The sequence below is a fragment of the Flexivirga meconopsidis genome (genome assembly GCF_026162425.1).
Classification (GTDB): Bacteria; Actinomycetota; Actinomycetes; order Actinomycetales; family Dermatophilaceae; genus Flexivirga; species Flexivirga meconopsidis.
The window spans coordinates 231,430-256,965 of the sequence record NZ_JAOBQJ010000002.1 but is presented as its reverse complement, the minus strand read 5'-3'; the positions used below and the strand labels follow the sequence as shown (position 1 = coordinate 256,965).

The window sequence follows — 25,536 nt, the reverse complement described above, 5'->3', positions numbered from 1 at the left end:
CCGATTGCCCCTGCCCGACCCGCCTTCCGCCGCCGATCGTGGTGCGCGGAGGTGATCGCCGATGGGGCAATCGAGCAGGCCGCAGCAGCGGCTCAGTCGGGCCGAGCTGGGTCGACTGGGGGAGGACGAGGCCGCGCGCTATCTGCAGCTGCAGGGTCTGACCGTCATCGAGCGCAACTGGCGCTGCCGGGAGGGTGAGATCGACATCGTCGCGCTCGACGACACCGGCGACTGCCTGGTCGTCGTGGAAGTCAAGACACGCACGAGCATTACGTTCGGCACGCCGATCGAGGCGGTCACCCCGGTGAAGGCACGGCGCCTGCGGGTGCTGGCGTCCCGCTGGTTACTGGACCATCCGATCGGCACCGCACGCGTGCGGATCGACGTGATTGGTGTGCTCCGTCCGCTGCGTGGACCTGTGGAGCTGGAGCACCTGCGGGATGTCGGCGCATGACTCTCGGCCGCACCCGCAGCGTCGCGGTCACCGGCATCCATGGGCGGGTCGTCGACGTGGAGGCCGACGTGTCCTCCGGCCTGCCTGCCTTCACCGTGAGCGGTATGCCGGACACCGCGTGCCGTCAGTCCCCGGACCGGGTCAAGGCGGCCGCAGCCAACTCCGACCTCGAGCTGCCCAAGCAACGGATCACCGTCAACCTCTCGCCGGCGTCCCTGCTCAAGCAAGGCTCCGGTTTCGACCTCGCGATCGCCGTCGCGGCACTGGTCGCGGGCGGCACGATCAGCCCGGAGCTGGTCGATCGCGTGGTGCACCTCGGCGAGCTCGGCCTGGACGGCACCGTGCGACCGATCCACGGAGTGCTCCCGGCGGTCCGGGCGGCCGAGGAGGCGGGTGCCCGCCAGGTCGTGGTGCCGGTCGGCAACGCCGCCGAGGCTGCGCTCGTGCCATCGATCGAGGTCGTCCCGGTCGACACGCTGGCTGCGCTCGTGCAGCGTTACCGATGCCTGCATCGTCGCAAGCCCACCCCGCCGCTGCCCGAGGTCAACCCCCGCTCGTCGGTGCACCCTGCCGTGCCGGACCTCGCGGACGTGGTCGGGCAGTCGGCTGCACGGTATGCGCTGGAGGTGGCCGCCGCTGGCGGTCACCACCTGGCGATGATCGGCCCACCGGGTGCGGGCAAGACGATGATCGCCGAGCGACTCCCCGGCCTGCTGCCACCGTTGTCACGCGAGCAGGCATTGGAGGTCACCGCAATCCACTCGGTGCTCGGCGCACTGCCCGAGCAGGTGCTGATCGAGCACCCGCCGTTTATGGCGCCGCACCACGGCGCATCGATGGCCTCGATCATCGGCGGCGGCTCCGGTCGAGTGCGTCCCGGCGCCGTGTCGCGAGCGCATGGTGGAGTCCTATTTCTGGACGAGACCCCGGAGTTTCGCCGCGACGTGCTCGATGCGCTCCGCCAACCGTTGGAGTCCGGCCTGGTCCATGTGGCCCGAGCCAGTGAGGTGGTCACCTACCCGGCCCGCTTCCAACTGGTGCTGGCGGCCAACCCGTGCCCGTGCGGCAACAACTTCGGCAAGGGGACCCGGTGCGTGTGTCCACCCCAGCTGAAACGGCACTACCTGAGCCGAATGTCCGGACCCCTTCTCGACCGGGTCGACCTGCGGCTGCAGATGATGCCGGTGACGCGCGCGTCGCTCGCCGGTCCGCGAGGGGAGTCCAGCGCGGCGGTCGCCGAACGCGTCGCGGCAGCGCGGGCGCGACAGTCGAGGCGCTGGCGGGAGATCGGGCGGCAGCTCAACAGCCAGGTGCCCGGTCCGGTGCTGCGCAGCGGCCGTTGGCGGCTCGGTGCGGACGTCACGCGGCCGCTGGACAGGGCGTTGGAGACCGGCGCCCTCACCCTGCGCGGTTACGACCGCTGTCTGCGGACCTCCTGGACCCTTGCCGACCTGGACGGCGCGCCACGACCCGACCTGCAGCACGTGCAGGAAGCCCATGGACTGCGCGAGACCGGCGAGGCCGCATGAGCACCCCACGAAGTTCCTCCCCCGCTGCGCTCCTCCGGATACTTCGCGGGGGCCCCGCATGAGCACCCCACGACGTTCGTCCGACGCGGCCCAGCTGGAAGCGACCCGGGACGCGCAACTCGCGGTGCGGGTGGCGCTCGCGGCAACCGTGGAGCCGGAGGACAAGGCGCTGATGCCGCTGTTGCAGGGGCACGATCCGTTCACTGCGTGGGAGCTGGTTCGCACCAACCCCGAAGGACGCTTCGACCGGTGCGTCGCCCGGGTCGAGCGCTTGCGCCTCGACGACATCGTCGCGCGGACGGCCGCCCTCGGCGCGCGCATCGTCATACCCGGGGATGACGAATGGCCTTGCGGCGTAGACGATTTGGAGCGACCGCCATTTTGTCTGTGGGTCACCGGACCGGCCCGCCTGGACGCAGTCTGCCGGCGAAGTGTCTCGATCGTCGGAGCGCGCGCGGCCACTGCCTACGGCACCCAGGTGGCCGGCGAGCTCGCCTTCGGTCTGGCCAATCGTGGGTTCGCGGTCGTCTCCGGCGGCGCGCACGGCATCGACACCGCAAGCCATCGGGGCGCGCTCGCCGCCGACGGCACCACGATCGCGGCAATGGCCTGCGGCATCGACATCGCCTACCCCGCCGCCAACTCCGCCCCGCTCGCCGAGATCGCCCGGTCCGGGGCGATCGTCACCGAGCTACCGCCCGGCTCGGCCCCGCAGAAGCAGCGTTTCCTGTCGCGCAACCGCCTGATCGCGGCGCTGACGCCCGGCACCGTGGTGGTCGAGGCCGGCCTGCGCAGCGGCTCCCGGGCGACCGCCAGCGCAGCCCGCCGGCTGCACCGGGTGCTTGCGGCTGTGCCGGGACCGGTCACCAGTCCGGCCAGTGCCGGCACCCACCAACTGATTCGGGAGGGCGGGGCGGTGCTGGTCACCGACGTCGACGAATGCGCCGACCTGCTCGGCTCGATCGGTGACGACCTGGCGCCGGTCAAACGAGAGCAGCCGAGCGTCGCTGACACGCTCGGTGACGTCGAGAGCCGCTTGTTGGACGCGTTGCCAGTCGTGCGGGGCACCGGAGTCGACCGGCTCGCGGTGAGCGCCGGACTCGCTCCTCGCGAGGTCATGCGTGCGCTCGCGGTCCTGCTCGGCGCGGGGCTCGCCGAGCGGGTCGACTCCGGCTGGCGGCGGACCCGAGATCAGATCCGGTGAGCGACCGCCATGGGCGTTGGACGAGGAGTCGGCCGAGCGCCTCTGGGCGTTAACCGGTGAGGTCGCCGGCGCTAGTGCCTTCTGAGTCAGACACGCGGGCGGCGTCGCACGCCTGCACACCGGCCATGGTCGATAACCTGTGCGTCGTGACCCGCGTCCCCCAGCTCGCAGACAGCGCGACGGTCGCGGCATACGAGCGGCACCTGCGGTCCGAACGCAGCCGGTCCGAGCACACCGTGCGCGGTTATCTGACCGATCTGCGCAGTCTCGAAGCGTTCCTGCAGGAGCAGGGGGTCGATGCCTGGACGGAGGTCACGCTCGCCGACCTGCGGTCCTGGCTCGCCCACCTGGACGCTGCCGGGGCCAGTCGCGCCACGCTCGCGCGGCGATCGGCTGCGGTCCGAGGCTTCTTCGCCTGGGCGACGCGCACCGGGAAGCTCAACCGGGACCCGTCGCAGCGACTGGTCGCGCCGAAGCGGACCCGGACGCTGCCCGATGTGCTGCGCCGGGAGCAGGCGAGTGACCTGCTCGGCATCGCCGGCGTCGCCGCCGACGATGCCGACCCGGTGCACCAGCGCGATCGGGCCGTGCTCGAACTGCTCTATGCCAGTGGCATCCGAGTCGGGGAACTGGTCGGACTCGACATCGACGATGTCGACCGACGGCAGCAACTCATGCGAGTGATCGGCAAGGGCGACAAGGAACGCACCGTGCCCTACGGCAGGCCCGCGGCCGAGGCACTTGATGTCTGGCTCACTGCCGGGCGGCCGCAGCTGGTGACCGCACGATCGGGGCCCGCGCTCTTTCTCGGACGTCGTGGCGGACGCGTCGATCCACGCACGGTGCGCAGCTCGGTGCACCAGCTGCTCGGCGAACTCGACGGCGCACCCGACCTCGGGCCGCACGGCCTGCGGCACAGCGCGGCAACCCACCTGTTGGAGGGCGGCGCCGACATCAGAATGGTCCAGGAGCTGCTCGGTCACGCGAGTCTTGCCACTACTCAGGTCTACACCCACGTCTCGGTCGAACGGCTGCGGCGTTCCTTCAACCAGGCGCACCCACGTGCCTGACCTGACGCCCCCCGACACCGACCCGACCGGTCAGGTCCGGACCGCAACCCCCCGACACCGTGCCGCCCCAACTCGGCGGGAGACTCACGGCCGGCCGGACCAGCAGGCGCGCCTGATGCGGACGGTCGTCTCCACAGTTGTCGTGCTCGGCCTGCTCAGCGCGCTGATCGGTTACCTCGTGGGCGACAGCCAGGTGCGTGGCCGAGCGGCCGGGCCGCCCGCGGAGGGCGAGGTCACCGGGGCAGCGGCGCCCCGAGTCAACGAATCCGGCGGCACCGGCCCAACGTCGTCTTCGGTGACGAACCGGACCAACCCGACTGACACCGCGGGCCGGTCTGCCCGGTCACCGGTCGCGGTGCCGGAGAACGGCACCGGCAAGTTCAGCCCAGTAGCCGTCCCGCAGCGCACCACGGCCAAGACCGGACGAGTAGTGACCTACTCGCTCGAGGTGGAGGGCGGCCTGCACGCCGATCTCGCCGCGACCGCACGGGACGTGGGCGACGCGTTGCTCGACGCACGCGGTTGGCAGGGGGTCGACCACGTGCGCTTCGAACAGGTCACCCCGGCCCAGCGCAAGGACGGCAAGAAGCCGGAGCTGGTGATTCGTCTGGTCAGCCCGCATCAGGTCGACACCCAGTGTGCGCCCCTGGAGACCCACGGCCGCACCTCGTGCGCGACTGGCGGCCACGCCGTGCTCAACTACCGGCTCTGGATGAACGGCGTCAGCTATTTCGGCAACGACCTCGCGAGCTACCGCGACTACATGGTCAACCACGAGGTCGGCCACACCCTCGGCCATGGTCATCAGAAGTGCCCCAAGCCGGGTGCGCCAGCACCGATCATGCTGCAGCAGACCTTGGGCCTGGACGGTTGCAAGCCCTGGTCCTGGCCGAAGCAACCGGCCGCGGGCAGGTAACACCGCCCAAGTGCGCGGCTCAGCCGAGCGGCAGTAGCCGGGGACGGCGAAAACCGAGCAACGTCAACGGGTCTCGATACTCCTCGGCTCCGAGGATCAGGCCCCAGTGCAGGCAAGCCGCAGGTGCGCAATGACTTCCGGACGACGCCAGCGTGCCGATGCGATCACCGGGTTGCTCAACCGTGCCGACGGGATCCCGGTCGTCGACCGGTTCGTAGGTGGTCCGGCGACCACCCGAGTGCTGCACCGTGACGACGCCTCGGCCGGCGATCACACCGGAGAAGGAGACCCGGCCGGCGCCGGCGGCAAGCACCGGTTGCCCGGCTCCTCCCCTCAGGTCCACACCTCGGTGTCCGGCGGCCCACGGCGCGGGCGGCGCCTCGAACGGTCGGGCGACGGAGGGCTGCGGCGACAGCGGCCAGGTGAAGCCGGAAACCGGCCTGGGTGCGGGACTCGGCGCCGCAGTGGTGGCCAGACTGACCGCCGCGGAGAGCGCCGAGAAGGCAAGAGATCTCCATCGGATCGACATACCTGCATGGTCGGCTCCTCAGCGTCGGCCGAACACGATGGAACAGGTCACCTGGGGACAGCGCGTCGCCTGACGGCGGGGATGTGGACGGCGAACGGATTGAACTTACGGTCCGGTGTCCTACGGTGGTCCCTGCGATGAGTGAGCAACCACCCGCGGGAGAGGAGTCCCGTCGAGCGCGACGACGTGTCGTCGACAACCCGTTCGAGCACCAGGACCTCCCGTCGGCCCCTGCCCGGCCCGCGCCGCGGGCGAGCGACCGGCTGCCGACCCGACGGGAGCTGCGGGAACTGCGCGAAGGCACCGCGGCGCGCGAGCAGGGCAAGGTCAAACTGCCGCCGGTCGGCGAGACCGTCACGCAGCGGCGGACCCGGCGCCTGCGCGTGCTCGGTATCGCAGTGCTCGTCGCCGCCCTGGCCGCGGCCGCGTTCGGTGTATGGCGGGTGCGTTCGGACGTGTCGAAGCCTGCGTTCACCCCGGTCCCGAGCAGTCTGCTGCCTGGGACAACGCAACCTGGACAGCCGCAAGCGGCGCCGTCGACGGTGCCGGCTTCTGGTGCGGGCACGCTCAGCCCGATCTCGTTCAGTCTCCCGCCCGGCAGCCCCTCGCCGTCGTCCGGCCCGACCGGTCGCGCGATTACGTTCTCGGTGCAGCTGGAAGACAAATCCGGCCTCAGCGCGGCGCAGCTCACCCCGCTTGCCGCGACCGTGCTGAACCCGCAGATCGGCTGGCCCAGCCAGCCGGGCGTCAACCTACAGGCGCTCACCCCGGAGCAAGTGTCAAGCGGCCGCAAGCCCACCTTCGTGATCGCAGTGGTGAGTCCGGCGATGATCGAAAAGCGTTGCGGTGCAAGCGAATTGCTCTGCGGCAAAGGCAACACCCGCTACATCAGCACCCGTGCACTGATCTCGCCCCCGGCGGCATTCGGCAAGGACATCCCGTCCTTCCAGCTCTACGCGTTCAACCACGAGATCGGTCTGGCGCTGGGCAAACGCGAAGTGGGCTGCAGTGGGTCCGGCCGGCCGGCGTCGGTGATGCAGGATCAGACCAAGCCACTCGCCGGTTGCACGCCGTGGCCGTGGGTGCTCGGACCCGCCGAGCTGCAGAAGGCACTTGGCGAACCCTCGGGTCAGCAGGGTTCCGCGACCTCGACGTCAGTCGGCTGAGCACAAGCGAGCCAGTCTGGCGGCCGCCTCGGTGAGCACCTCGGGGCGCTTGCAGAAGGCGAACCGCACGAGCGTGCGAGCGGCATCCTTGTCGTCACAGAAGACGGACACCGGCACGCCCACCACGCCGCACAGGTCCGGCAATTGCCAGCAGAAATCGACGCCGTCGGTCGCGCCGAGCGCTGCCGCGTCGGCGATCGCGAAGTAGGTGCCGGCCGGGCGGCTGACCGTCAGGCCGGAGTCGACCAGGCCGCCGGTGAGTATGTCGCGGGCCTGCTGCATGGTGGCCGCGAGAGTGCGGTAGAAGTCGTCGTCGAGCCGCAGCCCGGCCGCGATCGCCGGTTGGAAGGGGCCGCTGCCGACATACGTCAGGAACTGCTTGACTGTCGCGCACGCGGTGACGAGCGCCTCCGGGCCGGTCAGCCAGCCGACCTTCCACCCGGTGGTGGAGAACGTCTTGCCGCCCGAGCTGATCGTGAGCGTCCGCTCGAACATGCCCGGCAGCGTCGCCATCGGGATGTGCTCGGCACCGTCGAAGGTGAGGTGCTCGTAGACCTCGTCGGTCACCACGATCGCGTCGAGCTCGCGTGCCAGGCCGGCGATCAGCTCCAGCTCGGCCCTGGTGAAGACCTTCCCGGTCGGGTTGTGCGGGGTGTTGAGCAGCACCAACCGGGTGCGCGGGGAGAACGCCGACCGCAGCGACTCCTCGTCGACCGCGAAGTCGGGAAAGCGCAGCACGCTGGTCCGTCGGGTGGCGCCGGCGAGCGCGATCGTCGCGGCATACGAGTCGTAGTAGGGCTCGAAGGTGACCACCTCGTCGCCCGGTTCGCACAGTGCGAGCACTGCGGATGCGATCGCCTCGGTGGCGCCGACGGTGACCAGCACCTGCCGGTCGGCGTCGAGCTGCAGGTCGTAGAACCGGCGCTGGTGCTCGGCGATCGCGGCACGCAGATCGGGTATGCCGCGTGCCGGCGGATACTGATTGAACCCATCGTCGATGGCCGTCTTCGCGGCGGTGAGCACCTCGCCCGGGCCGTCGGTGTCCGGGAAGCCCTGCCCGAGGTTGATCGCCCCGGTGCGGGCCGCGAGCGCCGACATCTGCCCGAAGATTGTCGCCCCGAAGCCTTGCATGCGTGCGATAAGCGGATCCGGCCCGGCGACGGAAGTCATGAACCGATGCTAATGACGCACCGATTCGCGGTGATCAGGGCCTTTCCCGTATCCTGTGAAGCACGACTCGCGTGACTTCATCATCGATGGAGGTTCGCGGGTCGAATTCGCGCGTCCTTGGCCGGCGCTCCTCGCATCGCGGGGACTCCGGGGCAGACCCGCCAGTTCGTCATACGACCTTGGTATGACGGTCCGGGTCCGTCAGGGCGCCAGGTTTGCGAGACCACCACTGGTGCTCGTGAAGACAACTGGAAACCCTTGACAAGAAAGGACTTCGGCATGGCCGTCGTCACCACCCGCCAGCTCCTGGAGAGCGGCGTCCACTTCGGGCACCAGACCCGTCGCTGGAACCCGAAGATGAAGCGCTTCATCCTGACCGAGCGCAACGGCATCTACATCATCGACCTGCAGCAGTCGCTGACCTACATCGGCGACGCGTTCGAGTTCATCAAGGCAACGGTCGCCCACGGCGGCACCGTGCTGTTCGTCGGCACCAAGAAGCAGGCGCAGGAGTCGATCGCCGAGCAGGCCACCCGCGTGGGCATGCCCTATGTCAACCACCGCTGGCTCGGTGGCATGCTGACCAACTTCAACACCGTCCACAAGCGTCTCGCCCGGCTCAAGGAGCTCGAGGAGATCGACTACGACGACGTGGCGGGTTCGGGTCGCACCAAGAAGGAGCTCCTGGTCCTCAAGCGGGAGAAGGACAAGCTGGAGCGCACCCTGGGCGGCATCCGCGACATGGCCAAGGTGCCGTCGGCGGTCTGGGTCGTCGACACCAAGAAGGAGCACCTCGCGGTCACCGAGGCGCGCAAGCTCAACATCCCGGTCGTCGCGATCCTCGACACCAACTGCGACCCCGACGAGGTCGACTACAAGATCCCGGGCAACGACGACGCGATTCGTTCGGTCACCCTGCTGACCCGCGTGGTCGCCGACGCTGTCGCCGAGGGCCTGATCTCGCGCTCGCAGGGCCGTTCGGGTGCCGAGGCCGAGGGCGCCGAGGCCGAGCCGATGGCCGAGTGGGAGCGCGAGCTGCTCGCCTCCGAGGACGCCGCCGCCAAGACCGACGTCGAGACCGGCCCCACCTCGGTGAAGGAGGCCGCTGACGCGACCGCCGCCGCGGATGTCGCCGACCCGGCCGAGCAGGCCGCCGTTGCCGAGGCGACCGAGAAGGCCGCCGAGGAAATTGCCGAGGCCTGAGCCGTCCGGCCACCTCACCCATCCTCATCAGTTCGCGAAGGAGCGAAGCACACACATGGCCAACTACACCGCTGCCGACATCAAGGCCCTGCGCGAGCAGACCGGTGCCGGCATGCTCGACGTCAAGAAGGCGCTCGACGAGGCAGACGGCGACAAGGGCAAGGCCACCGAGATCCTGCGGGTCAAGGGCCTGAAGGGCGTCACCAAGCGTGAGGGCCGCTCGGCCTCCAACGGTCTGGTCACCGCCAAGGTCGAGGGCGGCGTGGGCACGCTGCTGGAGATCAACTGCGAGACCGACTTCGTCGCCAAGGGTGACAAGTTCATCGAGCTGGCAGACAAGGTGCTGGCGCAGGCCGTCGCCGCCAAGGCCACTGACGCACAGAGCCTGCTGGAGTCGACCGTCGACGGCGGCACCGTGCAGGACATGCTCGACCAGGCCGGTGCGACCATCGGCGAGAAGATCGAGGTGCGCCGGGTCGGTCGTCTCGAGGGTGAGACCGTCGTCGCCTACCTGCACAAGACCAGCCCCGACCTGCCGGCTCAGATCGGCGTGCTCGTGGCCACCAAGGGTGGCGACGAGCAGACCGCCAAGGACGTCGCGATGCACATCGCGGCGTTCAGCCCGACCGTGCTGACCCGCGACGAGATCGACGCCGAGACCGTCGAGAACGAACGCCGCGTGGCCGAGGCAACCGCCAAGGAAGAGGGCAAGCCCGAGGCGGCCCTGCCGAAGATCATCGAGGGCCGGGTCAACGGGTACTTCAAGGAGAACGTCCTGCTGGAGCAGCCGTTCGCCAAGGACACGAAGAAGACCGTGCAGAAGGTCGCCGAGGAGGCGGGTGCGGAAGTGACCGGCTTCCTCCGCTTCAAGGTCGGCGTCTGACGACACGCGTAGGTCAAACCGGCCCTGACGAGCTGTTGCTCGTCAGGGCCGGTTTGCGTCTGCGGCCTGCGCGCGAAACCGGGCTGGCCGTAGGGCGTGCGAAATCGTCGCGACGGTTGCGACGTGTGCGCTCTACTCGCCCCTACTCCGGCAACACAATTCGAGCCGGTATGACGGTGCCGTCTGGCTGCCGGCCGGCCTCGACCCAAGCACGGTGGAACGCGCTGCCGGGTGCGACCTCTGCTCGCCGCTTCGGTTCCGCGACGATGTCGACGGGCGCGGCGATCGTGACCGGCGGGGACGGGGCAGGGGTGCGTCGGGCCTCTTGCACGGCATCGCGCAGCGCGTAGGCGAGCGGTTTGATCCGGTGGTCGACGGTGACCAGGCCGAGGTCGTACTCGCGCTCGGGGAAGTCGAGCTGTGCCCGGTCGATGTCGTGCGAACACCACCAGGTGATGCCGGTCAGCGTCGGCAGCGCCGTCGCGCAGGCGACCGTGCGGCCGGCGAACTCCTCGGCTTCGGCGACCGGCACCTCCGCGGTGGGCGCACCGACCTCCTGCAGCCAGATGGGCCGGTCAGCCGGTCCGCACGCCGCGGCCAATGACGCGAGATAGGCGGCGTGACTGGTTGTGGTCGGCCCGGTCGGGCCGTCCAGTGCGCTGCCGTTGAACACCCACGAATGCACCGCGGTCTGGTCGCCGAAACGAGCCGGGTCGCTCGGTGCGAACGGGTGGTCCGGCGCGTAGAGCGCATCGTCATACAAGGAATAGATGACCTGCCGCCCGTCCGCGACTTCCCTTACCGCAGTGACGATTTCGTCGGCCCATCCGGTCGACTCGTCGAGCGTCGTGGAGTTGGCCGGCCACAGGTTGTTGACCTCGTTGCCGATGGTGACGGCGAAGACGTTCGGCTCCTGCACGACCTGGGCGGTCAGGGCCTGCGCGTAGCAGCGCGCGCCGTCGCGCACCCGTTGATCGACGAACAGGCTGCCGTCGTGCCAGGTGCGCATCCAGGACGGCAGGAAGTCGAAGCTGGACAGGTGGCCCTGGAGCAGATCGACCGACACCTCGAGGCCACTCTCGCCAGCAAGGCGTATGACGGTGCGTACGTCGGCGATAGCCGACGTGCGCAGATGGCCGCGGCCCGGCTGGATCCACGGCCAGATGGGGAAGATGCGCACGTGGTCCATGCCGAGCGAGGCGAGGTCGGCCAGGTCGCGGCGCACCGCGTCGGTGTCCAGGTCGAGCCAGCTGTAGAACCAGCCACGGGACGGCACGTAGTTGGCGCCGAAGCGAAGCGGACGGTCGGCGGGGGAGACCTCGGACATGGCGCAGACCCTAGAACGGTTTAGCGCGCTCGGCAACCGCCGGAACGATCTCGTCTCGAGCCGGTCAGCTCTGTGGAGGCGTGGTGCTCTCTCGCACCACGAGTTGCGGCACGGACGCCTGCATGCGTACCGGCGTTGTCGGTGCGGCGACGGTCTGCATGAGGCAGTCGGCGACCTGCTCGCCGAGTGCGAAGGTGTCACGCGACAGGGCAGTGAGCGACGGGTGCATGAGTCGTGCCAGCACCGAGTCGTCGAACGACACGATCGACAGGTCGCGAGGCACGGATCGGCCCATCTCCATCGCGACTCCCAACCCGGCGACCGCCATCAGGTCGCTGTCGAAGATCAGTGCGGAGGGCGTTGGCCGGGCGGTCAGCGCGGCACGCGTGGCCGCTGCACCCTCGGTGTCGGAGAAGTCGGTCGTGGTGGTCGCGACCTGCAGACCCAGTGTGTCGGCGGCTGATTTGAGGGCACCGATCCGGCGCCGCGTGTGGCGCAACGACGGCAGGCCGGCAATGTGGTGGATGCGGGTGTGTCCCAATGCTGCGAGGTACTCCGCGATGGTGCGGGTGGCCGCTCGGTCGTCGGCGACAACGGTCGAAATGCGTTGTCCCCGTGCGGGATCGCCAAGTGCGACGGCCGGCAACCCAATGCGGTCGAGCTCGGCGATGCGTGGATCGGGCGTCAACAGGTCGAGCAGGACGACGCCGTCAACGCGGTTCTCGGCTGCCCAGCTGCGATAGACCTCGAGCTCGGCTTCGGTGTCCTCGACCACCATCAGCTGCAGCCCGACACCGTGCGCCGAAAGCCCCGCCTGTAGCCCGGAGATCAGCTGGGCGAAGAAGGGCTCGACGCCCAGGGTGCGTGCCGGGCGTGCGGAGACCAGACCAACCAGGCCCGTGGACGACCGGCCGAGAGCGCGCGCGGCGCTGTGCGGTCGCCACTGCCGGCGCTCCACGATCTCGAGGATGCGCTTGCGGGTCTCGTCGCTGACACCGGGCCGGCCGTTCAACGCGAACGACACCGCGCCCTTGGAGACGCCGGCCTCCCGGGCGATGTCGGCGATCGTCGGTCGCGCCATGAGAACCCCTTCGTGCTGCGCCGAGCGGCGCTTCGGGCCGGCGGCTGATACCGATGGTTCTACCCGGATCTGCTTGACAGCACAATCTTCGCTCGCGATAGTTCGATGAACTAGACCGGTTTTGTGGACTGCGTCACCCGGGACGTGGCACGCGCCGATCTCACTCGTGGAGGAGTGGACTCGATGAAGCTTTTCAAGGTGGCAGCGCTGGGATCAGTCGCGGTGGTCGCCCTCGCCGGCTGCGGCCTCGGCTCCGGCGGCTCGTCGGCGAACAGCAGCAAGGTGCAGCAGTCGGTCGACAGCAGCGCGAAGTTGTCCGGCACGATCAACTTCCAGACCTGGGCCCTGAAGAACGACAAGTTCACGCCGTACTTCACCAAGTTGATCGCCGACTTCGAGAAGCAGCACCCGGGCACCAAGGTCAACTGGGTCGACCAGCCGGGCGACGGTTACGCCGACAAGGTGTCCAGCCAGATCAGCAGCAACAGCCTGCCGGACGTGGTCAACCTGCCGCCGGACATAGCCTTCGCCGGGGTGAAGTCGGGTGCGCTGCTCAACCTGGCCAAGAGCGACCCGAAGATCAACCAGACCTACGTCAAGTCGGGACTGGCCGACTACACCTACAAGGGCGTCGACGGCACCTACGCCTACCCCTGGTATCTCGGCACCGACGTCAGCTACTGGAATACCGACATCCTGAAGAAGGCGGGCCTCGACACGAGGAACCTGCCGACGACGTTCGACGGGCTCGTCGCCGCGGCGAAGAAGGTGCACGACGCGACCGGCGGCAAGCAATATCTGATGAGCCGCAAGCCCAACCTCTACGACATCATGGCGACCGGTGCGCCGATCATGAACTCCGACGGCACGAAATTCACCTTCAACACCGACGCCGCGGCAGCACTGATCAGCAAGTACGCCGATGCGTACAAGTCGGGCTACATGCCGCGCGAGGTGCTGAGCAGCGACTACCAGGGCAACGACGCGTTGTTCAAGAAGCAGCAGGTCGGCTGGACCACCAGCACCGGTTACTACATCACCAGCCTGAAGACCGACGCCCCGACACTGGCGCCCAAGGTCATCGGCTCACCCGCGATCGACGTCGCACCGCTTTACAGCCAAGGCATCTCGGTGTCCGCCAAGAGCAAGAGGCCGGCGCTGGCACTGGCCTTCGCCCAGTTCGTCACCAACAACGCCAACCAGACCGCCTTCGTCGATGTCGCCAAGGGCTTCCTGCCGGGCACCCAAGCGGCACAGTCGGATCCGCAGTTCACCAAGTCGGACGGCACACCCGCGGGTGACGCGGCCGTCCTCGGCGCGCGGGCGCTGCCGAAGGCCAAGAGCCTGGGTGCGCCGCAGTGGGACCAGCAGGACTCCGACTACCTGGACCAGCAGATCGCCCTTGCGATGACCGGTAAGCAGACGCCGAAGCAGGCGCTGGACAACGCGGTGAACAAGGCGAATTCGCTGCTCAGCAAGTAAGGAACACCACTCGATGGTTCGCACCCACCGCTGGTTCACGCCGTGGATCATGGTGTTGCCCGCGTTGGTCATCCTGTGCGTCTTCGCGCTGTGGCCGGCGGTCAACACCTTCTTCCTGTCGTTCACCGACGTGCGCACGCTGAGCGGCGGCAAGATCGTCGGTCTGGCGAACTACCGGCAACTCCTCGACGATCCGCAGCTGCGCTCGGCGTTGCTGAATACCGTTGTCTACGTTGTGGTCTGCGTCCCGCTGCTCACCTTCTTGCCGCTGCTTATCGCCATACTCGCCGAGAAGCCGCTGCGCGGACTGGCGATCTTCCGGACGATCTTCTACTTCCCGGTGATCGCCTCGGCGGTCGCGGTCGCGGTCATCTGGAAGTTCCTGCTGGACGACCGCGGGCTGATCAACGGTTGGGCACAGCACGCGGGCATCATCCAGGATGCGGTGCCGTTCCTCTCCGGGCGGTGGCTACTGCTCTTCTCGGCGATCTCGCTGACCGTCTGGAAGGGACTCGGCTACTACATGGTGCTCTACCTGTCGGCCCTGGGTAACGTCGATCCGCAGCTGCACGAGGCGGCCGCGGTCGACGGCGCCGGGCCGATCCGGCGGTTCTGGAGCGTGACCGTGCCAGGTGTACGGCGCACCATGGTGCTGGTCGCGATCCTGGTCATGGTCTCGGCGATGCGCATCTTCACCGAGCTCTACATCCTCGGCGGCAAGACCGGTGGTGTCGGCGGGCAGGACGTGTCGGTGGTCTTCCTGATCCAAAGCTCGGCAGCGGGGGCGGACGGCCGCCTCGGATACGCCTCCGCGCTCAGCGTGCTCCTCTTCCTGATCACGCTGCCACCGATGGCGTTGCTTGCCCGCTTCAACCGGAAGGTCGACGAATGAGCGCCGAGCACCGGATCGCCACCTCGTCGGTCCGTCGCAGCCGCCGTTGGTCGACCGCGGGACGCTACCTGTTGCTTCTGCTGGTCGCGGCGATCAGCGTCGGTCCGATCCTGTGGGAGCTGTCGACGTCGCTGAAATCCAAGGCGGAGGACGTCTATTCGCAGACCCCGAGTCTGCTGCCGCAGCACCCGACGTTCGACAACTTCTCCGAGGTCGCGCGCGCGGTGCCGATCTACCACTTCGCCGGCAACTCGGTCACCGTCGCGGCGATGCAGATCGTGGGCAATCTGCTGGGGGCAACCGCCGCCGGATATGCGTTGGCAAAGCTGAAGTTTCGCGGTCGCAAGCTGATCTTCGGCCTGTTCCTGTCAACGCTGGTGCTTCCGGCCGAGGCGACGATCATCAGTCAGTTCCAGACCATCGTGAAGCTGGGCCTGGGCGACTCGCTCGTCGGCGTAGCCCTGCCGGGTCTCATCGGCGCGATCAACGTGCTGCTGCTGCGCAACGCGTTCATGGCGATCCCCGAAGAGCTCGATCAGGCGGCGATCGTCGACGGCGCAAACGTATGGCAGCGGTTCCGCTACATCGCGCTGCCCAACGTCGTCGGGACGCTGGCGATCATCACCATCTTGACCTTCATCGGTGCCTGGGACGACTTCCTCTGGCCGCTGCTGGTGCTGCAAAGCCCCGACAAGCTGACCCTCACCGTCGGCCTGGCCTACCTGCAGGGCACGTTCGTCAACGACCCACGACTGGTCGCAGCCGGTGCGATGATCGCACTGATCCCGATCCTGGTGATTTTCGCGGTGCTTCAGCGCTACTTCTTCCGCGGCGTCGGTGAGGGAGCCATCAAGGGCTGACCGCTCCCTCACCGCGTTTACCGCGCCAGACGCACCGTCACCAACTGGAATGGCCGCAGCGACAAGGTGATTCGGCCGTCCTCGACCGACATCCCGTCTGCCTCGGCGTCATCCTCGAGCAGGTTCACCTGGCGCGCGCCGGTGTGCTCGAAACCGGGCTCCAGGGTGACTCTCGTCCGGGCGCCGAGTGGCTCGTAGACCCGCACGATCACGTCGCCGCTGCCGTCCTCGGCCAGCTTCACCGCCTCGATCGCGGCCGTGCCCTCGCCACCGATACGGACCAGGGGCTCGACCGGCGAACCGGTGACCTGCCGGGCCGGCAGATTGATCCGGTAGCCGGCGTCGACGGCGGCGGCCACGTCCGGCGCCACGACGATGGCGTAACTGCGCGCGTGCGGCCCCTGGTCGGTTTCCGGGTCGGGGAAGCGCGGCGCCCGCAGCAGCGACAGGCGCACGGTCGAGTAGGTGCCGCCGTCGGCGCTCTCGTGCCGGGTCACGTCGTGCCCGTAGGTCGCCGAATTCACTACGGCCGCACCGAAATCACGCTCCGCAACATGCACGAACCGATGCGCGCAGACCTCGAAGCGGGCGGCGTCCCAGCTGGTGTTGGTGTGGGTCGGTCGCACCAGGTGCCCGAACTGCGTCTCGAACGCCGCCTCCTTGGTGTGTACGTCGATCGGCACGGCGGCCTTCAGCACCGTCTCGCGCTCGTGCCAGTCGACGTCGACCGAGCAGTCCAACTGCCGGGCACCCGGTTGCAGCACCATCGTCTGTACGACGGAGGACTCGCCGAACGAGCGGCGTACGGTCACCGCGGCGGAGCCGTTGTCGGCCAGGTCGACCTTGAGCTCATCGAGCTCGGTCAGGTCGCGCACCGTGTTGCGGTAGAACTCGTCGATGTCCCACGCGTCCCACATGTTGGGGAAATCCTGGTGCAGCTGCAGCAGATTCGCGCGCTCACCGGCGGGCACGACGTCCCGTCCGGTCGCCCGGTCGAGCAGACCGGTGACCACGCCGGTGGCGTCGATGGTGACGGTCACGACGCCGTTGTCGAGCACGATGGCGTCGCCGGTCTCGTCCACCCGCACCGGAGCGCCGGCCCGCTGCGGCACGGCCCCGGACAGCGCGGGCACCGCACCGTCGAAGGGGGTGGCGTTGAAGCTGATCGGCTGGTCACCGTCGCCGGCGAGCACCGCCAGCCGGTCGGCGATGAGCGCCTCGAGTTCGGCCTCGACGGCCGCGTAGTTGTCGGCCGCCTCGCGGTGCACCCAGGCGATCGAGCTGCCCGGCAGGATGTCGTGGAACTGCTGTAGCAGCACGACTTTCCAGAGTCGTTTCAGGTCCTCGGCCGGGTAGTCGGCCAGTCCGCGCACCGCAGCGGTGGCCGCCCACAGCTCGGCTTCGCGCAGCAGGTGCTCGGTGCGCCGGTTGCCGGCCTTGGTCTTCGCCTGGCTGGTGTAGGTGCCGCGGTGCAGCTCGAGGTAGAGCTCGCCGGCCCAGACCGGCGCATCCGGATAGTCGGCCTCGGCCTTGGTGAAGAACGCCGAGGGCGATTCGACGCTCACCTGAGCCGACCCCTCGAGATCCTTGGTCCGGGCGGCGCGCTGCAGCATCTCACGGGTGGGACCGCCCCCGCCGTCACCCCAACCGAACGGTGCGAGCGAGTATGACGTGGCGCCCTTGTCGCGGAAATTGCTTGCGGCATGGGCAAGTTCGCGACTCGACAGGTCGGAGTTGTAGGTGTCGACCGGCGGGAAGTGGGTGAACACCCGGGTGCCGTCGATGCCTTCCCACCAGAAGGTGTGGTGCGGGAAGACGTTCTTTTGGTTCCAGCTGATCTTCTGGGTCAGGAAGTGAGTCAGCCCGGCCTGCTTGACGATCTGCGGCAGTCCGGCCGAGTAGCCGAAGCTGTCCGGTAGCCACACCTGCGAGCAGGTGATCCCGAACTTCTCGCGGAAGTAGCCCTGGCCCATCACAAACTGCCGGGCCATTGCCTCGCCACCGACCATGTTGGTGTCGGATTCGACCCACATGCCGCCGGTCGGCACGAACCGCCCGCCCTTGACGTGCTCGACGAGCCGGGCGAAGACCTCGGGCCGCTCGCGCTCGATCCACTCGTATTGCTGCGCGGACGACATCGCAAAGACCAGCGAGTCGTCGCTGTCGAGCAGGTTGGTCACATTGGAGACCGTGCGCGCGACCTTGCGGACGGTCTCGCGCACCGGCCACAGCCAGGCGGAGTCGATGTGCGCGTGTCCGACCGCGCTGATCTTGTGCGCACCCTGGTTCGCCGTGCGGGCCAGCAGCGGAGCCAGCACCTCACGGGCGGCTGCCGCCGAGCCCGGCACGTCCTGCAGGTCGACCACGTCGAGCGCGCGGTCCAGCCCCAGCTGCAGCTCCATTCGCCAGCCGTCCTGCTCCGGCAGCGACCGCATCAGGCCGTCGAGCACCTCGATGTCGGCGACCAGCTCCCACACCTGGGTGTCGCGCACGCACACCTCGGCGCGGGCCAGGCGGTAGAGCGGAGCGTCACCGGCGGTCGTCTTCTCGCCGAGTTTGGTCGGACGGAACGGATCGATCTCCAGGATCAGCGGATTCGCGGCCGCCTCGACATACAGGTCGATGGGTTTGCCCGGCTCGACCGGGATCCACACGTTGCGCGGGTTCAGGCCTTTGATGACGGTGCCGTCGGGCCGGTAGACCAGGCCCTCGGCCTGGAAGCCGGGGGAGTGGTCGGCCCAGCCGAGGTCGAAGACGATCTCGAGTGGACCTGCCGTGTCGGCCGCGGGGGCATCGCCGGTGATGTGGAACCAGGTCGTGCCCCACGCCGGTCCCCACGGGTCGCCCACCGCGAACGGCTGGTATGACGCGGCGAACGCCGCGCTCGGCGGCACGGGCTCACCCTGCCCGCCCTCGACGTGCCAGGCCTGCACGGCGAGGGCGCCGACCCGGCGGTGCACGGCCGGCTTGAGACGTTCGTTCAGCACGCGCTCGATGCGGTGCTCGGTGAGGGATCGGCGGTCGTGCACGAAGTGGCTCCTCTTTTCAGGTGACAGGCGATGACGGGCAGGTATGACGGGACCAACCGACCCGACGCTAATCCGGTTCAGTGGCGCATGTCCACGGCAGGCGCAGATTCGGCCTCGTCCAGACCGCCCGGCAGTGCCCGGCCCCGGTTGTGGCAGGATCTACCGACCGCTGCTCACGTCTGCCGCACCCCGGAGGCCGCGATGACCATCAGCCCTGCCCCGACCGAAACCCCGCAGCGAGTGCTCCTCAAACTCTCCGGCGAAGTCTTCGGCGGCGGCCAGATCGGGCTCGACCCCGAGGTGGTCCGCGGGGTGGCCGAACAGATCGCCGAGGCCTCCCGCAGTGGAGTGGAGATCGCGGTCGTCGTCGGCGGTGGCAACTTCTTCCGCGGCGCCGAGTTGCAGCAGCGCGGCATGGACCGCACCCGCGCCGACTACATGGGCATGCTCGGCACGGTGATGAACTGCCTGGCGTTGCAGGACTTCCTGGAGAAGGAAGGCATCGACACGCGGGTGCAGACCGCGATCACGATGGGTCAGGTCGCCGAGCCCTATATCCCGCGACGCGCGATGCGGCACCTGGAGAAGGGCCGGGTCGTCATCTTCGGCGCGGGCGCCGGCATGCCGTTCTTCTCCACCGACACGGTCAGCGCGCAGCGAGCGCTGGAAATCCGGTGCGACATCGTGCTGATCGCCAAGAGCGGCGTCGACGGGGTCTACACCGCGGACCCGAAGCAGGACCCGAACGCCACCAAGCTGGAGACCGTCTCGTTCGCCGACGCGCTCGCGCAGAACCTGCGCATCGTCGACGCCGCGGCGTTCAGCCTCTGCATGGACAACGACCTGCCGATGCGGGTCTTCGGCATGCAGGGCCCGGGCAACATCACCAAGGCCCTGCAAGGTGAGAAGATCGGGACGCTGGTCAGCGCCTGATCGCGCGCCGGCACCCGCCATACCCCACCAAGTTTCGACAACCCACATCGACGAAGAAGGTCAGCACACCATGGACGGCAGCATCGACGACAGCCTGCTCGAGGCCGAGGACAAGATGGAGAAGGCGGTCGAGGTCGCCAAGGAGGACTTCGCCTCGATCCGCACCGGCCGGGCCAACGCGGCGATGTTCAACAAGCTGATGGTCGACTACTACGGCGCGCCGACGCCGCTGCAGCAGCTGGCGTCGTTCCAGACGCCGGAGGCACGCACGGTGCTGATCCAGCCCTTCGACAAGGGCTCGATGGCAAACATCGAAAAGGCTTTGCGCGAGAGCGACCTGGGTGTCAACCCGGGCAACGACGGCAACGTGATCCGCGTCGTGCTGCCCGCGCTGACCGAGGAGCGCCGCAAGGACTACATCAAGCTCGCCCGGCAGAAGGGTGAGGACGCCAAGGTGTCGATCCGCAATGTGCGCCGCAAGGCCAAGGAAGACATCGACCGCGCGGTCAAGGACGGCGACATCGGCGAGGACGAGGGCTCCCGGCACGAGAAGGAGCTGGAGGCGACGACCAAGAAGCACGTCGACGCCGTTGACGAGCTGCTGAAGGGCAAGGAGGCCGAGCTCCTCGAGGTCTGAGGTCGCTCTCGCCGGTGACGTTGATGTCCGAACCCAGCTCACGCCGCGCGGCTCGCGAGGCGCGCTCCGTCACGCCGGCCGTGCCGGCCGCCGACGGTGAGCACAATCCGACGCCACGCGCCGGTCGCAATTTGTATGCCGCGATCGGCGTCGGCGTGCTGCTCGGCGCGATCGTGTTGGCCAGCCTGTTCATCCGCAAGGAGCTGTTCGTCGGCCTGGCGATGGTCGCCTCGGTCATCGGCACGGTGGAGCTGCTGCGCGCGATGGCGCACGGACGGATGCACCCGCCGGCAGTGCCGACCGTCGCCGCGGCGGCGGTGGTGCCGCTCGTGGCCTATCTGTGGGGCGCCCCCGCGCTCGCGTTCGGTGTCGTTGTCGCTGTTCTCGCCATACTCGTCTGGCGGTCGTTCGGGAGCCTGGAGCAGATGCCGTCCGACGTGGCGGCGGGCGCGCTGATCACGCTCTACGTGCCCGCGCTGGTGGGCTTTGCGATGCTGCTGTTGCACCACGACGACGGACCGGGCCGGATCTGCGTCTTCATCATCGTCACGATCTGCAGCGACATCGGCGGGTATGTCGTGGGCGTCGTCGCCGGCAAGCACCCGATGGCGCCCAGCGTCTCCCCGAAGAAATCCTGGGAGGGTTTCGCCGGATCGGTGACCGCCTGCGTGGTGGGTGGTGCGCTGACGGTCTGGCTGATCCTCGACGGTCGCTGGTGGGTCGGCGCGCTACTGGGTGCGCTCGCGGTGATCGCCGCGACCGTCGGTGATCTCTGCGAGTCCATGATCAAGCGTGACCTCGGCATCAAGGACATGAGCAATCTCATCCCCGGGCACGGCGGTCTGATGGACCGTCTCGACTCGCTGCTGCTGGTGGTGCCGGTCGCCTGGGCGGTGCTGACGCCGCTGGTCGCGGTCAAGTAGGAGCCCGTCGTGACCGATCTGCCCGACCCCACGCGCCGCCCCAAGCCGGGTGAGCTGACCTTCACCGCGCCGCGGCGCGGCAAGCCGCCGCAGCACCTGGCCGATTTCGACGAGGCCGGCCGCAAGGAAGCGGTCGAAGCGTTGGGGCACAAGGGGTTCCGTGCCAAACAGCTGTCGACGCACTACTTCGAGCGGTTCGTCGACGATGCCGCGGTGATGACCGACCTGCCCGCAGCAGGCCGGGATGAATTGGTGTCGGCGATGCTGCCGCGGCTGATGACGCCGGTGCGCGCGGTGCAGGCCGACGACGGTCGCACGATCAAGCAGGTCTGGCGGCTCTTCGACGGCGCACTCGTGGAGTCGGTGCTGATGCGCTACCCGCACCGGGTGACGATGTGCATCTCGAGCCAGGCCGGCTGCGGGATGAACTGTCCGTTCTGCGCGACCGGTCAGGAGGGGCTGACCCGCAACCTGACCACCGCCGAGATCGTCGAGCAGGTGGTGGCCGGTGCCCGGATGCTGCGCACCGGCGAACTCGCCGGCGGGGACGAGGAGTCCCGCGAGCAGCCGCTGCGGGTGTCCAACGTCGTCTTCATGGGCATGGGCGAGGCCCTGGCCAACTACCGCCAGGCGGTGAACGCGATCCGCCGCCTCACCGACCCCGCCCCCGCCGGCCTTGGCATGTCGGCCCGCGGCATCACCATGTCCACCGTCGGTCTGGTGCCGGCGATCGACAAGCTTGCCGCAGAAGGCATTCCGGTCACGCTCGCGCTCTCACTGCATGCTCCGGACGATGAGCTGCGCAACGAGCTGGTGCCCATCAACACCCGGTGGACCGTCGATGAGGCGCTTGATGCGGCATACCGGTATTACGAGCAGACCGGGCGGCGAGTGTCCATCGAGTACGCGCTGATCCGCGACATCAACGACCAGGCGTGGCGCGCCGACCTGCTCGGTGAGAAGCTCACCGCGCGCGGCAAGGGCTGGGTGCACGTCAACCCGATCCCGCTGAACCCGACGCCGGGCTCGAAATGGACGGCGTCCCGCAAGGGGGTCGAGCAGCAGTTCGTCGAGCGGCTGCGAGCCCACGGCATACCGACGACCATCCGGGACACCCGCGGCTCCGACATCGACGGCGCCTGCGGGCAATTGGCCGCCTCCACCGCCTGATCGACAGGGCGTTGCGTTGACTTCGTTGCCCAACCTCATGCTGACCTGGCGTCAGGCCCTGGTGCTGGGCAGTGTGCTGGCGGTCATCTGGTTGCTGCTGCGTGGCCGCCGACCCGGCGCCGCGACCTTCTGCCGTGAAGCCGCAATCGTGGCCTGGCTTTTCGCGATCTGGCAGGTCCTGCAGCAGGTCACCTCCGACGCCGGTGGGGACGCGATAGGCCGGGCCGAACGGATCGCCCGGGTGCAGTCCGACCTCTTCCTCCCGAGCGAGCGCACCGTGCAGGACCTGATCCTCGGGCATGACGCACTGGTGCGTCTGGCGAACCTCTACTACGCGTCGATGCACTTCACCGTGATGGGGATCTTCCTGGTGTGGCTGTATTTCCGCCATCGGGATCGCTATCCGCAGGTGCGCACGGTGCTGGCGTTGAGCACCCTCGGCTGCTTCGTGGTGCAGTTCTTCCCGGTGGCGCCGCCGCGCCTGCTGCCCGGGTATGTCGACACCGCCGAGCTCTACGGTCAGTCGGTCTACAACGCGGGATTCTCGGTCGACAACTTCGGTGCGATGCCGTCGGTGCACGTGCTCTTCGCCGCGGTCGTCGGCTGGTATGCCTGGCAGGTGAGCACGTCGCCGTGGCGCCTGCTCGGGCCGCTGCACTTCGCGCTCACCGTGTTCGTGGTGGTGGCGACCGCGAATCACTGGTGGCTGGACGGCATCGTCGCGATCGCGATCCTGATCGGGTGTGCGTGGTTGCGGCGCGGGGTGCTCACCCTGTGGCGCCGGCGGCACCCGAAGACGGTGGTCGCCCCGGTCGCCGTCGACGCATCAAAGGTCGCGTGACGGGTGGATCTCACCGAGCACGAACGGGATCGCCGACCGTTGCGAGACACCGAGTTTGCGCAACACGTTGCCGACATGCACCTTGACGGTCTTTTCCGAGATGAACAGCCGAGTGGCCAGTTGCCGGTTGCTCAGACCGTCGGCCGCGATCAGGGTGGCGATCTCGAGTTCGCGCGTGGTGAGCGCTGCGGACTCCAGCTGGGCGGGCTGCCTCTCCGGTGACCGGACCTGGTGCTGGTCGACCAGCAGCAGATGCAGTCGCTCACCGGCCGCGCGCGCGTCGTCGAGCTCTCGACGCTGATCGGCGAACTCGTCGGTCGCCGGCAGCTCGACGCTCTGCAGCGCCAGCCGAAGCCGCTCCAATTCGCCACTGAGCAAACGGAACTGCTCGAGCTCGTTGCGCGGCTGGTTGCTGTCGAGTTCGGGGTAGAGCTCGTAGAGCCCGAGGTCCTCGGCGAACTCGCGGTCCTGGTTCATCTCCCAGACCAGTGCCCGGGCCAGCCACTCCATCGCGTGCACGAATTCGTCGTCGAACGCGTCGGGGGTGATGCTCTCGACCGCGATCATGCCGATCACTTCCGTGCCGTCGCCGCGGCGCAGCGGGAGCACGACGGCGTCCTGGACCGGGTGTTCGCTGACGTCCCAGCCGAGACGCACCCGATGGCCGTCATCGACCGCGAAGCGATAGGTCTGTCCGGTGAGAATGTACGCCGACATGCCGTGCGGTCCGAACTGCTGCACGTCAGCGCTCAAAAACTGCTTCTTGTCGACGCAGTAGGGGATCGACAGGGTTGTCGGGCCGAGGTAATGACCGACGTAGAAGGTGTCGACCGACGCCAGTGCGCACAGCGCGGCCCGACAGGCGGCATACCGGGTCATCTCGTCGCCGCGTTCGCAGGCACGCAGCCGTCGGTCGGCGGCCCGCAGCACCGAGGTGGTGAACGGGCTGAACTCAGGCGCGGAACGCTTCACCTGACCACTTTACGAACCGGCGCCGACGATTGCGTCGCCCGCACTGCCGACATCGTCGACCAGCCGGATCGCGCGCGCCATGGGTCGGTCGGCCGCGAGGGCCCGGAGCGCCGGCCAGACCGGCACCGTGCGGGTCCAGTAGTCCTCGCCGACGAGAACAAGTGGCGGCAGTGCGGCATCCTCGGCTGCGTAGTAGAGCGGGGTTGCGATCTGGAAGATCTCCTGGACCGTGCCCGCAGCGCCGGGCAGCACGATCACGCCGGCGTTGCACACCCGCAGCAGCAGGTCCTCGCGCAACGCGTTGCTGAAATATTTCGCCACCCAGTCGACGAACACGTTGGGCGGCTCGTGCCCGTAGAACCAGGTGGGTATGCCGAGACTGCGCACCTGGCCGGCGGTTTGCGCGGGGGTGAAGCGCTCGCGCACCGCCAATGCACTGCCTGCCCAGGCGTCGATGCTCGGCCGGAAGCTGGGCACGGCTGCCAGGTCACGCAGGGCATCGTCCAACGCGGCCGAATCATCAACAAAGGCACCGAGGTTCGCCGCCTCCATGGCTCCCGGTCCACCGCCCGTGGTGACGACCCGGCCCGAGCTCGCGAGGCGTCGTCCGAGGCGCGCGGCATCGGCATACCCGCTCGTTCCGCGTTCCAGGGCGTGACCGCCCATCACGCCCACGACCGACCGGCCGTCGATCAGCTCGAAGAGGGCGTCGGTGACGCTGTCGTCGTGCACCGCTCGCAGCAGGGTCGCGTAGGCGTCCCGCTGCGTCTCGGGGGCGAGGGACCACTGGTAGGTGCGTGAGTCGGGGGTCTGCGGGTAGCCGCCCGCGCGGAGCCCGGCGTACAGCTCGGCGGGCCGGTAGAGCCGGGCGCTCCACGGGTCGAACGGCACCTCGGGATCGGACGGGAAGACGAGTGCGCCGTGCAGCCGCAGGTGCTGGTCGAGCGGCCCGGAAACCCGGCCGCCCATCACGACCAGGCCGGAGAACGACCGCACCTGAAGCAGTTCCGGCTCCACCTCGGTCAGGTCCAGGTCCTGCAGCCGCAGGTGGTGCAGTGACTGTCCGGTGCGCAGCAGCGCGCGCAGCGCCTCGACGGTCTCGATCTCCTTGGCGGGCATGTGCCGATTCAAACCCATCCGCGGTCACGATCGTGTTACAGGGGGTTGATCGTGCCAACCAGAGTCGTAGCTTGGCCGTCATGGAGGTGTCGGGCGCAGACGCGTCCGACGACACTCGGGGAACGCGATCCTTTGAGGAAGGGTCG

At 68.6% G+C, this 25,536-nt stretch carries 23 protein-coding genes; 16 read left to right on the top strand and 7 right to left on the bottom strand.

Going from position 1 to position 25,536, the window contains the following annotated elements; all coding sequences use genetic code 11:
• The first annotated feature begins 61 nt into the window (after positions 1-61).
• The 5 genes from N2M23_RS06625 (at position 62) to N2M23_RS06605 (ending at position 5,173) form a co-directional block, all read left to right on the top strand.
• A complete protein-coding gene (locus tag N2M23_RS06625; RefSeq protein ID WP_265444217.1) occupies positions 62-454 on the top strand; it encodes a YraN family protein in 393 nt (130 codons plus the stop codon).
• On the top strand, positions 451-1,983 hold the full coding sequence (locus tag N2M23_RS06620) for a YifB family Mg chelatase-like AAA ATPase (RefSeq protein WP_265444215.1): 1,533 nt from the start codon (positions 451-453) through the stop codon (positions 1,981-1,983). The genes N2M23_RS06625 and N2M23_RS06620 overlap by 4 nt, the downstream gene beginning before the upstream one ends.
• A gap of 58 nt (positions 1,984-2,041) precedes the next feature.
• On the top strand, positions 2,042-3,187 hold the full coding sequence (gene dprA, locus N2M23_RS06615; RefSeq protein WP_265444213.1) for a DNA-processing protein DprA: 1,146 nt from the start codon (positions 2,042-2,044) through the stop codon (positions 3,185-3,187).
• A gap of 125 nt (positions 3,188-3,312) precedes the next feature.
• On the top strand, positions 3,313-4,257 hold the full coding sequence (locus tag N2M23_RS06610; RefSeq protein ID WP_425270197.1) for a tyrosine recombinase XerC: 945 nt from the start codon (positions 3,313-3,315) through the stop codon (positions 4,255-4,257).
• Between the two features lie 115 nt (positions 4,258-4,372).
• A complete protein-coding gene (locus N2M23_RS06605; protein ID WP_265444209.1) occupies positions 4,373-5,173 on the top strand; it encodes a DUF3152 domain-containing protein in 801 nt (266 codons plus the stop codon).
• A gap of 19 nt (positions 5,174-5,192) precedes the next feature.
• On the opposite strand, the gene N2M23_RS06600 is transcribed toward N2M23_RS06605, so the two are convergent.
• Entirely contained in the window at positions 5,193-5,702 is a 510-nt protein-coding gene (locus N2M23_RS06600; protein WP_265444207.1) for a M23 family metallopeptidase, read from the bottom strand.
• 137 nt (positions 5,703-5,839) lie between these two features.
• Between N2M23_RS06600 and N2M23_RS06595 the strand changes: the two genes are divergently transcribed.
• Positions 5,840-6,868 (top strand): DUF3152 domain-containing protein, encoded by a 1,029-nt coding sequence (locus N2M23_RS06595; RefSeq protein ID WP_265444205.1) that lies wholly within the window; start codon positions 5,840-5,842, stop codon positions 6,866-6,868.
• Here the strand turns inward: N2M23_RS06595 and N2M23_RS06590 are convergent.
• The gene (locus N2M23_RS06590; RefSeq protein WP_265444203.1) at positions 6,857-8,038 is read right to left on the bottom strand and encodes a pyridoxal phosphate-dependent aminotransferase; all 1,182 of its coding nucleotides are present in this window, start codon (positions 8,036-8,038) and stop codon (positions 6,857-6,859) included. The two genes, N2M23_RS06595 and N2M23_RS06590, sit on opposite strands and share 12 nt — an antisense overlap.
• Before the next feature lie 279 nt (positions 8,039-8,317).
• Here N2M23_RS06590 and rpsB point away from each other — a divergent pair, with 279 nt between their 5' ends.
• Positions 8,318-9,241, top strand: a complete 924-nt coding sequence (gene rpsB, locus N2M23_RS06585) for a 30S ribosomal protein S2 (RefSeq protein WP_265444202.1) — start codon at positions 8,318-8,320, stop codon at positions 9,239-9,241.
• A 55-nt stretch (positions 9,242-9,296) separates the two neighbouring features.
• Complete coding sequence (gene tsf, locus N2M23_RS06580; RefSeq protein ID WP_265444201.1) at positions 9,297-10,124, top strand: translation elongation factor Ts; 828 nt, start codon at positions 9,297-9,299, stop codon at positions 10,122-10,124.
• A gap of 142 nt (positions 10,125-10,266) precedes the next feature.
• Here the strand turns inward: tsf and N2M23_RS06575 are convergent, their stop codons facing one another.
• A complete protein-coding gene (locus tag N2M23_RS06575) occupies positions 10,267-11,451 on the bottom strand; it encodes a glycoside hydrolase 5 family protein (protein ID WP_265444200.1) in 1,185 nt (394 codons plus the stop codon).
• 64 nt (positions 11,452-11,515) lie between these two features.
• The gene (locus tag N2M23_RS06570) at positions 11,516-12,532 is read right to left on the bottom strand and encodes a LacI family DNA-binding transcriptional regulator (RefSeq protein WP_265444198.1); all 1,017 of its coding nucleotides are present in this window, start codon (positions 12,530-12,532) and stop codon (positions 11,516-11,518) included.
• Positions 12,533-12,715: 183 nt separating this feature from the next.
• Here N2M23_RS06570 and N2M23_RS06565 point away from each other — a divergent pair, with 183 nt between their 5' ends.
• The 3 genes from N2M23_RS06565 to N2M23_RS06555 are packed head-to-tail and all read left to right on the top strand — an operon-like array spanning position 12,716 to position 15,766.
• On the top strand, positions 12,716-14,014 hold the full coding sequence (locus N2M23_RS06565; RefSeq protein ID WP_265444197.1) for an ABC transporter substrate-binding protein: 1,299 nt from the start codon (positions 12,716-12,718) through the stop codon (positions 14,012-14,014).
• Between the two features lie 13 nt (positions 14,015-14,027).
• A complete protein-coding gene (locus N2M23_RS06560) occupies positions 14,028-14,906 on the top strand; it encodes a carbohydrate ABC transporter permease (protein ID WP_265444196.1) in 879 nt (292 codons plus the stop codon).
• A complete protein-coding gene (locus N2M23_RS06555; protein ID WP_265444195.1) occupies positions 14,903-15,766 on the top strand; it encodes a carbohydrate ABC transporter permease in 864 nt (287 codons plus the stop codon). Before N2M23_RS06560 ends, N2M23_RS06555 begins: the two co-directional genes overlap by 4 nt.
• 17 nt (positions 15,767-15,783) lie before the next feature.
• On the opposite strand, the gene N2M23_RS06550 is transcribed toward N2M23_RS06555, so the two are convergent.
• On the bottom strand, positions 15,784-18,795 hold the full coding sequence (locus N2M23_RS06550) for an alpha-mannosidase (RefSeq protein WP_265444194.1): 3,012 nt from the start codon (positions 18,793-18,795) through the stop codon (positions 15,784-15,786).
• Between the two features lie 201 nt (positions 18,796-18,996).
• On the opposite strand from N2M23_RS06550, the gene pyrH reads away from it, so the two are divergent.
• The 5 genes from pyrH (at position 18,997) to N2M23_RS06525 (ending at position 23,299) form a co-directional block, all read left to right on the top strand.
• Positions 18,997-19,728 (top strand): UMP kinase, encoded by a 732-nt coding sequence (pyrH, locus tag N2M23_RS06545; RefSeq protein WP_265444192.1) that lies wholly within the window; start codon positions 18,997-18,999, stop codon positions 19,726-19,728.
• A 70-nt stretch (positions 19,729-19,798) separates the two neighbouring features.
• The gene (frr, locus tag N2M23_RS06540) at positions 19,799-20,365 is read left to right on the top strand and encodes a ribosome recycling factor (RefSeq protein ID WP_265444190.1); all 567 of its coding nucleotides are present in this window, start codon (positions 19,799-19,801) and stop codon (positions 20,363-20,365) included.
• 23 nt (positions 20,366-20,388) lie between these two features.
• Positions 20,389-21,288 carry a phosphatidate cytidylyltransferase gene (locus tag N2M23_RS06535; RefSeq protein ID WP_265444189.1) on the top strand — a complete coding sequence of 300 codons (900 nt, stop codon included), beginning with the start codon at positions 20,389-20,391 and terminating at the stop codon, positions 21,286-21,288.
• 9 nt (positions 21,289-21,297) lie between these two features.
• Complete coding sequence (rlmN, locus tag N2M23_RS06530) at positions 21,298-22,458, top strand: dual-specificity RNA methyltransferase RlmN (protein WP_265444187.1); 1,161 nt, start codon at positions 21,298-21,300, stop codon at positions 22,456-22,458.
• Positions 22,459-22,474: 16 nt separating this feature from the next.
• On the top strand, positions 22,475-23,299 hold the full coding sequence (locus N2M23_RS06525) for a phosphatase PAP2 family protein (protein WP_265444186.1): 825 nt from the start codon (positions 22,475-22,477) through the stop codon (positions 23,297-23,299).
• On the opposite strand, the gene N2M23_RS06520 is transcribed toward N2M23_RS06525, so the two are convergent.
• Complete coding sequence (locus N2M23_RS06520; RefSeq protein WP_265444185.1) at positions 23,285-24,271, bottom strand: LuxR C-terminal-related transcriptional regulator; 987 nt, start codon at positions 24,269-24,271, stop codon at positions 23,285-23,287. The two genes, N2M23_RS06525 and N2M23_RS06520, sit on opposite strands and share 15 nt — an antisense overlap.
• 9 nt (positions 24,272-24,280) lie before the next feature.
• Positions 24,281-25,390 (bottom strand): LOG family protein, encoded by a 1,110-nt coding sequence (locus tag N2M23_RS06515; RefSeq protein WP_265444184.1) that lies wholly within the window; start codon positions 25,388-25,390, stop codon positions 24,281-24,283.
• Positions 25,391-25,536: the final 146 nt, after the last annotated feature.

What these genes read in the sequence shown, in the direction of transcription:
- N2M23_RS06570 (WP_265444198.1), bottom strand. Translation starts at nt 12,532, where the DNA reads ATGGCGCGACCGACGATCGCCGACATCGCCCGGGAGGCCGGCGTCTCC.
- N2M23_RS06595 (WP_265444205.1), top strand. Translation starts at nt 5,840, where the DNA reads ATGAGTGAGCAACCACCCGCGGGAGAGGAGTCCCGTCGAGCGCGACGA.
- rpsB (WP_265444202.1), top strand. Translation starts at nt 8,318, where the DNA reads ATGGCCGTCGTCACCACCCGCCAGCTCCTGGAGAGCGGCGTCCACTTC.
- N2M23_RS06555 (WP_265444195.1), top strand. Translation starts at nt 14,903, where the DNA reads ATGAGCGCCGAGCACCGGATCGCCACCTCGTCGGTCCGTCGCAGCCGC.
- pyrH (WP_265444192.1), top strand. Translation starts at nt 18,997, where the DNA reads ATGACCATCAGCCCTGCCCCGACCGAAACCCCGCAGCGAGTGCTCCTC.
- dprA (WP_265444213.1), top strand. Translation starts at nt 2,042, where the DNA reads ATGAGCACCCCACGACGTTCGTCCGACGCGGCCCAGCTGGAAGCGACC.
- N2M23_RS06625 (WP_265444217.1), top strand. Translation starts at nt 62, where the DNA reads ATGGGGCAATCGAGCAGGCCGCAGCAGCGGCTCAGTCGGGCCGAGCTG.
- N2M23_RS06565 (WP_265444197.1), top strand. Translation starts at nt 12,716, where the DNA reads ATGAAGCTTTTCAAGGTGGCAGCGCTGGGATCAGTCGCGGTGGTCGCC.
- frr (WP_265444190.1), top strand. Translation starts at nt 19,799, where the DNA reads ATGGACGGCAGCATCGACGACAGCCTGCTCGAGGCCGAGGACAAGATG.
- N2M23_RS06600 (WP_265444207.1), bottom strand. Translation starts at nt 5,702, where the DNA reads ATGTCGATCCGATGGAGATCTCTTGCCTTCTCGGCGCTCTCCGCGGCG.
- N2M23_RS06605 (WP_265444209.1), top strand. Translation starts at nt 4,373, where the DNA reads ATGCGGACGGTCGTCTCCACAGTTGTCGTGCTCGGCCTGCTCAGCGCG.
- N2M23_RS06535 (WP_265444189.1), top strand. Translation starts at nt 20,389, where the DNA reads ATGTCCGAACCCAGCTCACGCCGCGCGGCTCGCGAGGCGCGCTCCGTC.
- N2M23_RS06590 (WP_265444203.1), bottom strand. Translation starts at nt 8,038, where the DNA reads ATGACTTCCGTCGCCGGGCCGGATCCGCTTATCGCACGCATGCAAGGC.
- N2M23_RS06515 (WP_265444184.1), bottom strand. Translation starts at nt 25,390, where the DNA reads ATGCCCGCCAAGGAGATCGAGACCGTCGAGGCGCTGCGCGCGCTGCTG.
- N2M23_RS06575 (WP_265444200.1), bottom strand. Translation starts at nt 11,451, where the DNA reads ATGTCCGAGGTCTCCCCCGCCGACCGTCCGCTTCGCTTCGGCGCCAAC.
- tsf (WP_265444201.1), top strand. Translation starts at nt 9,297, where the DNA reads ATGGCCAACTACACCGCTGCCGACATCAAGGCCCTGCGCGAGCAGACC.
- N2M23_RS06610 (WP_425270197.1), top strand. Translation starts at nt 3,313, where the DNA reads ATGGTCGATAACCTGTGCGTCGTGACCCGCGTCCCCCAGCTCGCAGAC.
- N2M23_RS06560 (WP_265444196.1), top strand. Translation starts at nt 14,028, where the DNA reads ATGGTTCGCACCCACCGCTGGTTCACGCCGTGGATCATGGTGTTGCCC.
- N2M23_RS06620 (WP_265444215.1), top strand. Translation starts at nt 451, where the DNA reads ATGACTCTCGGCCGCACCCGCAGCGTCGCGGTCACCGGCATCCATGGG.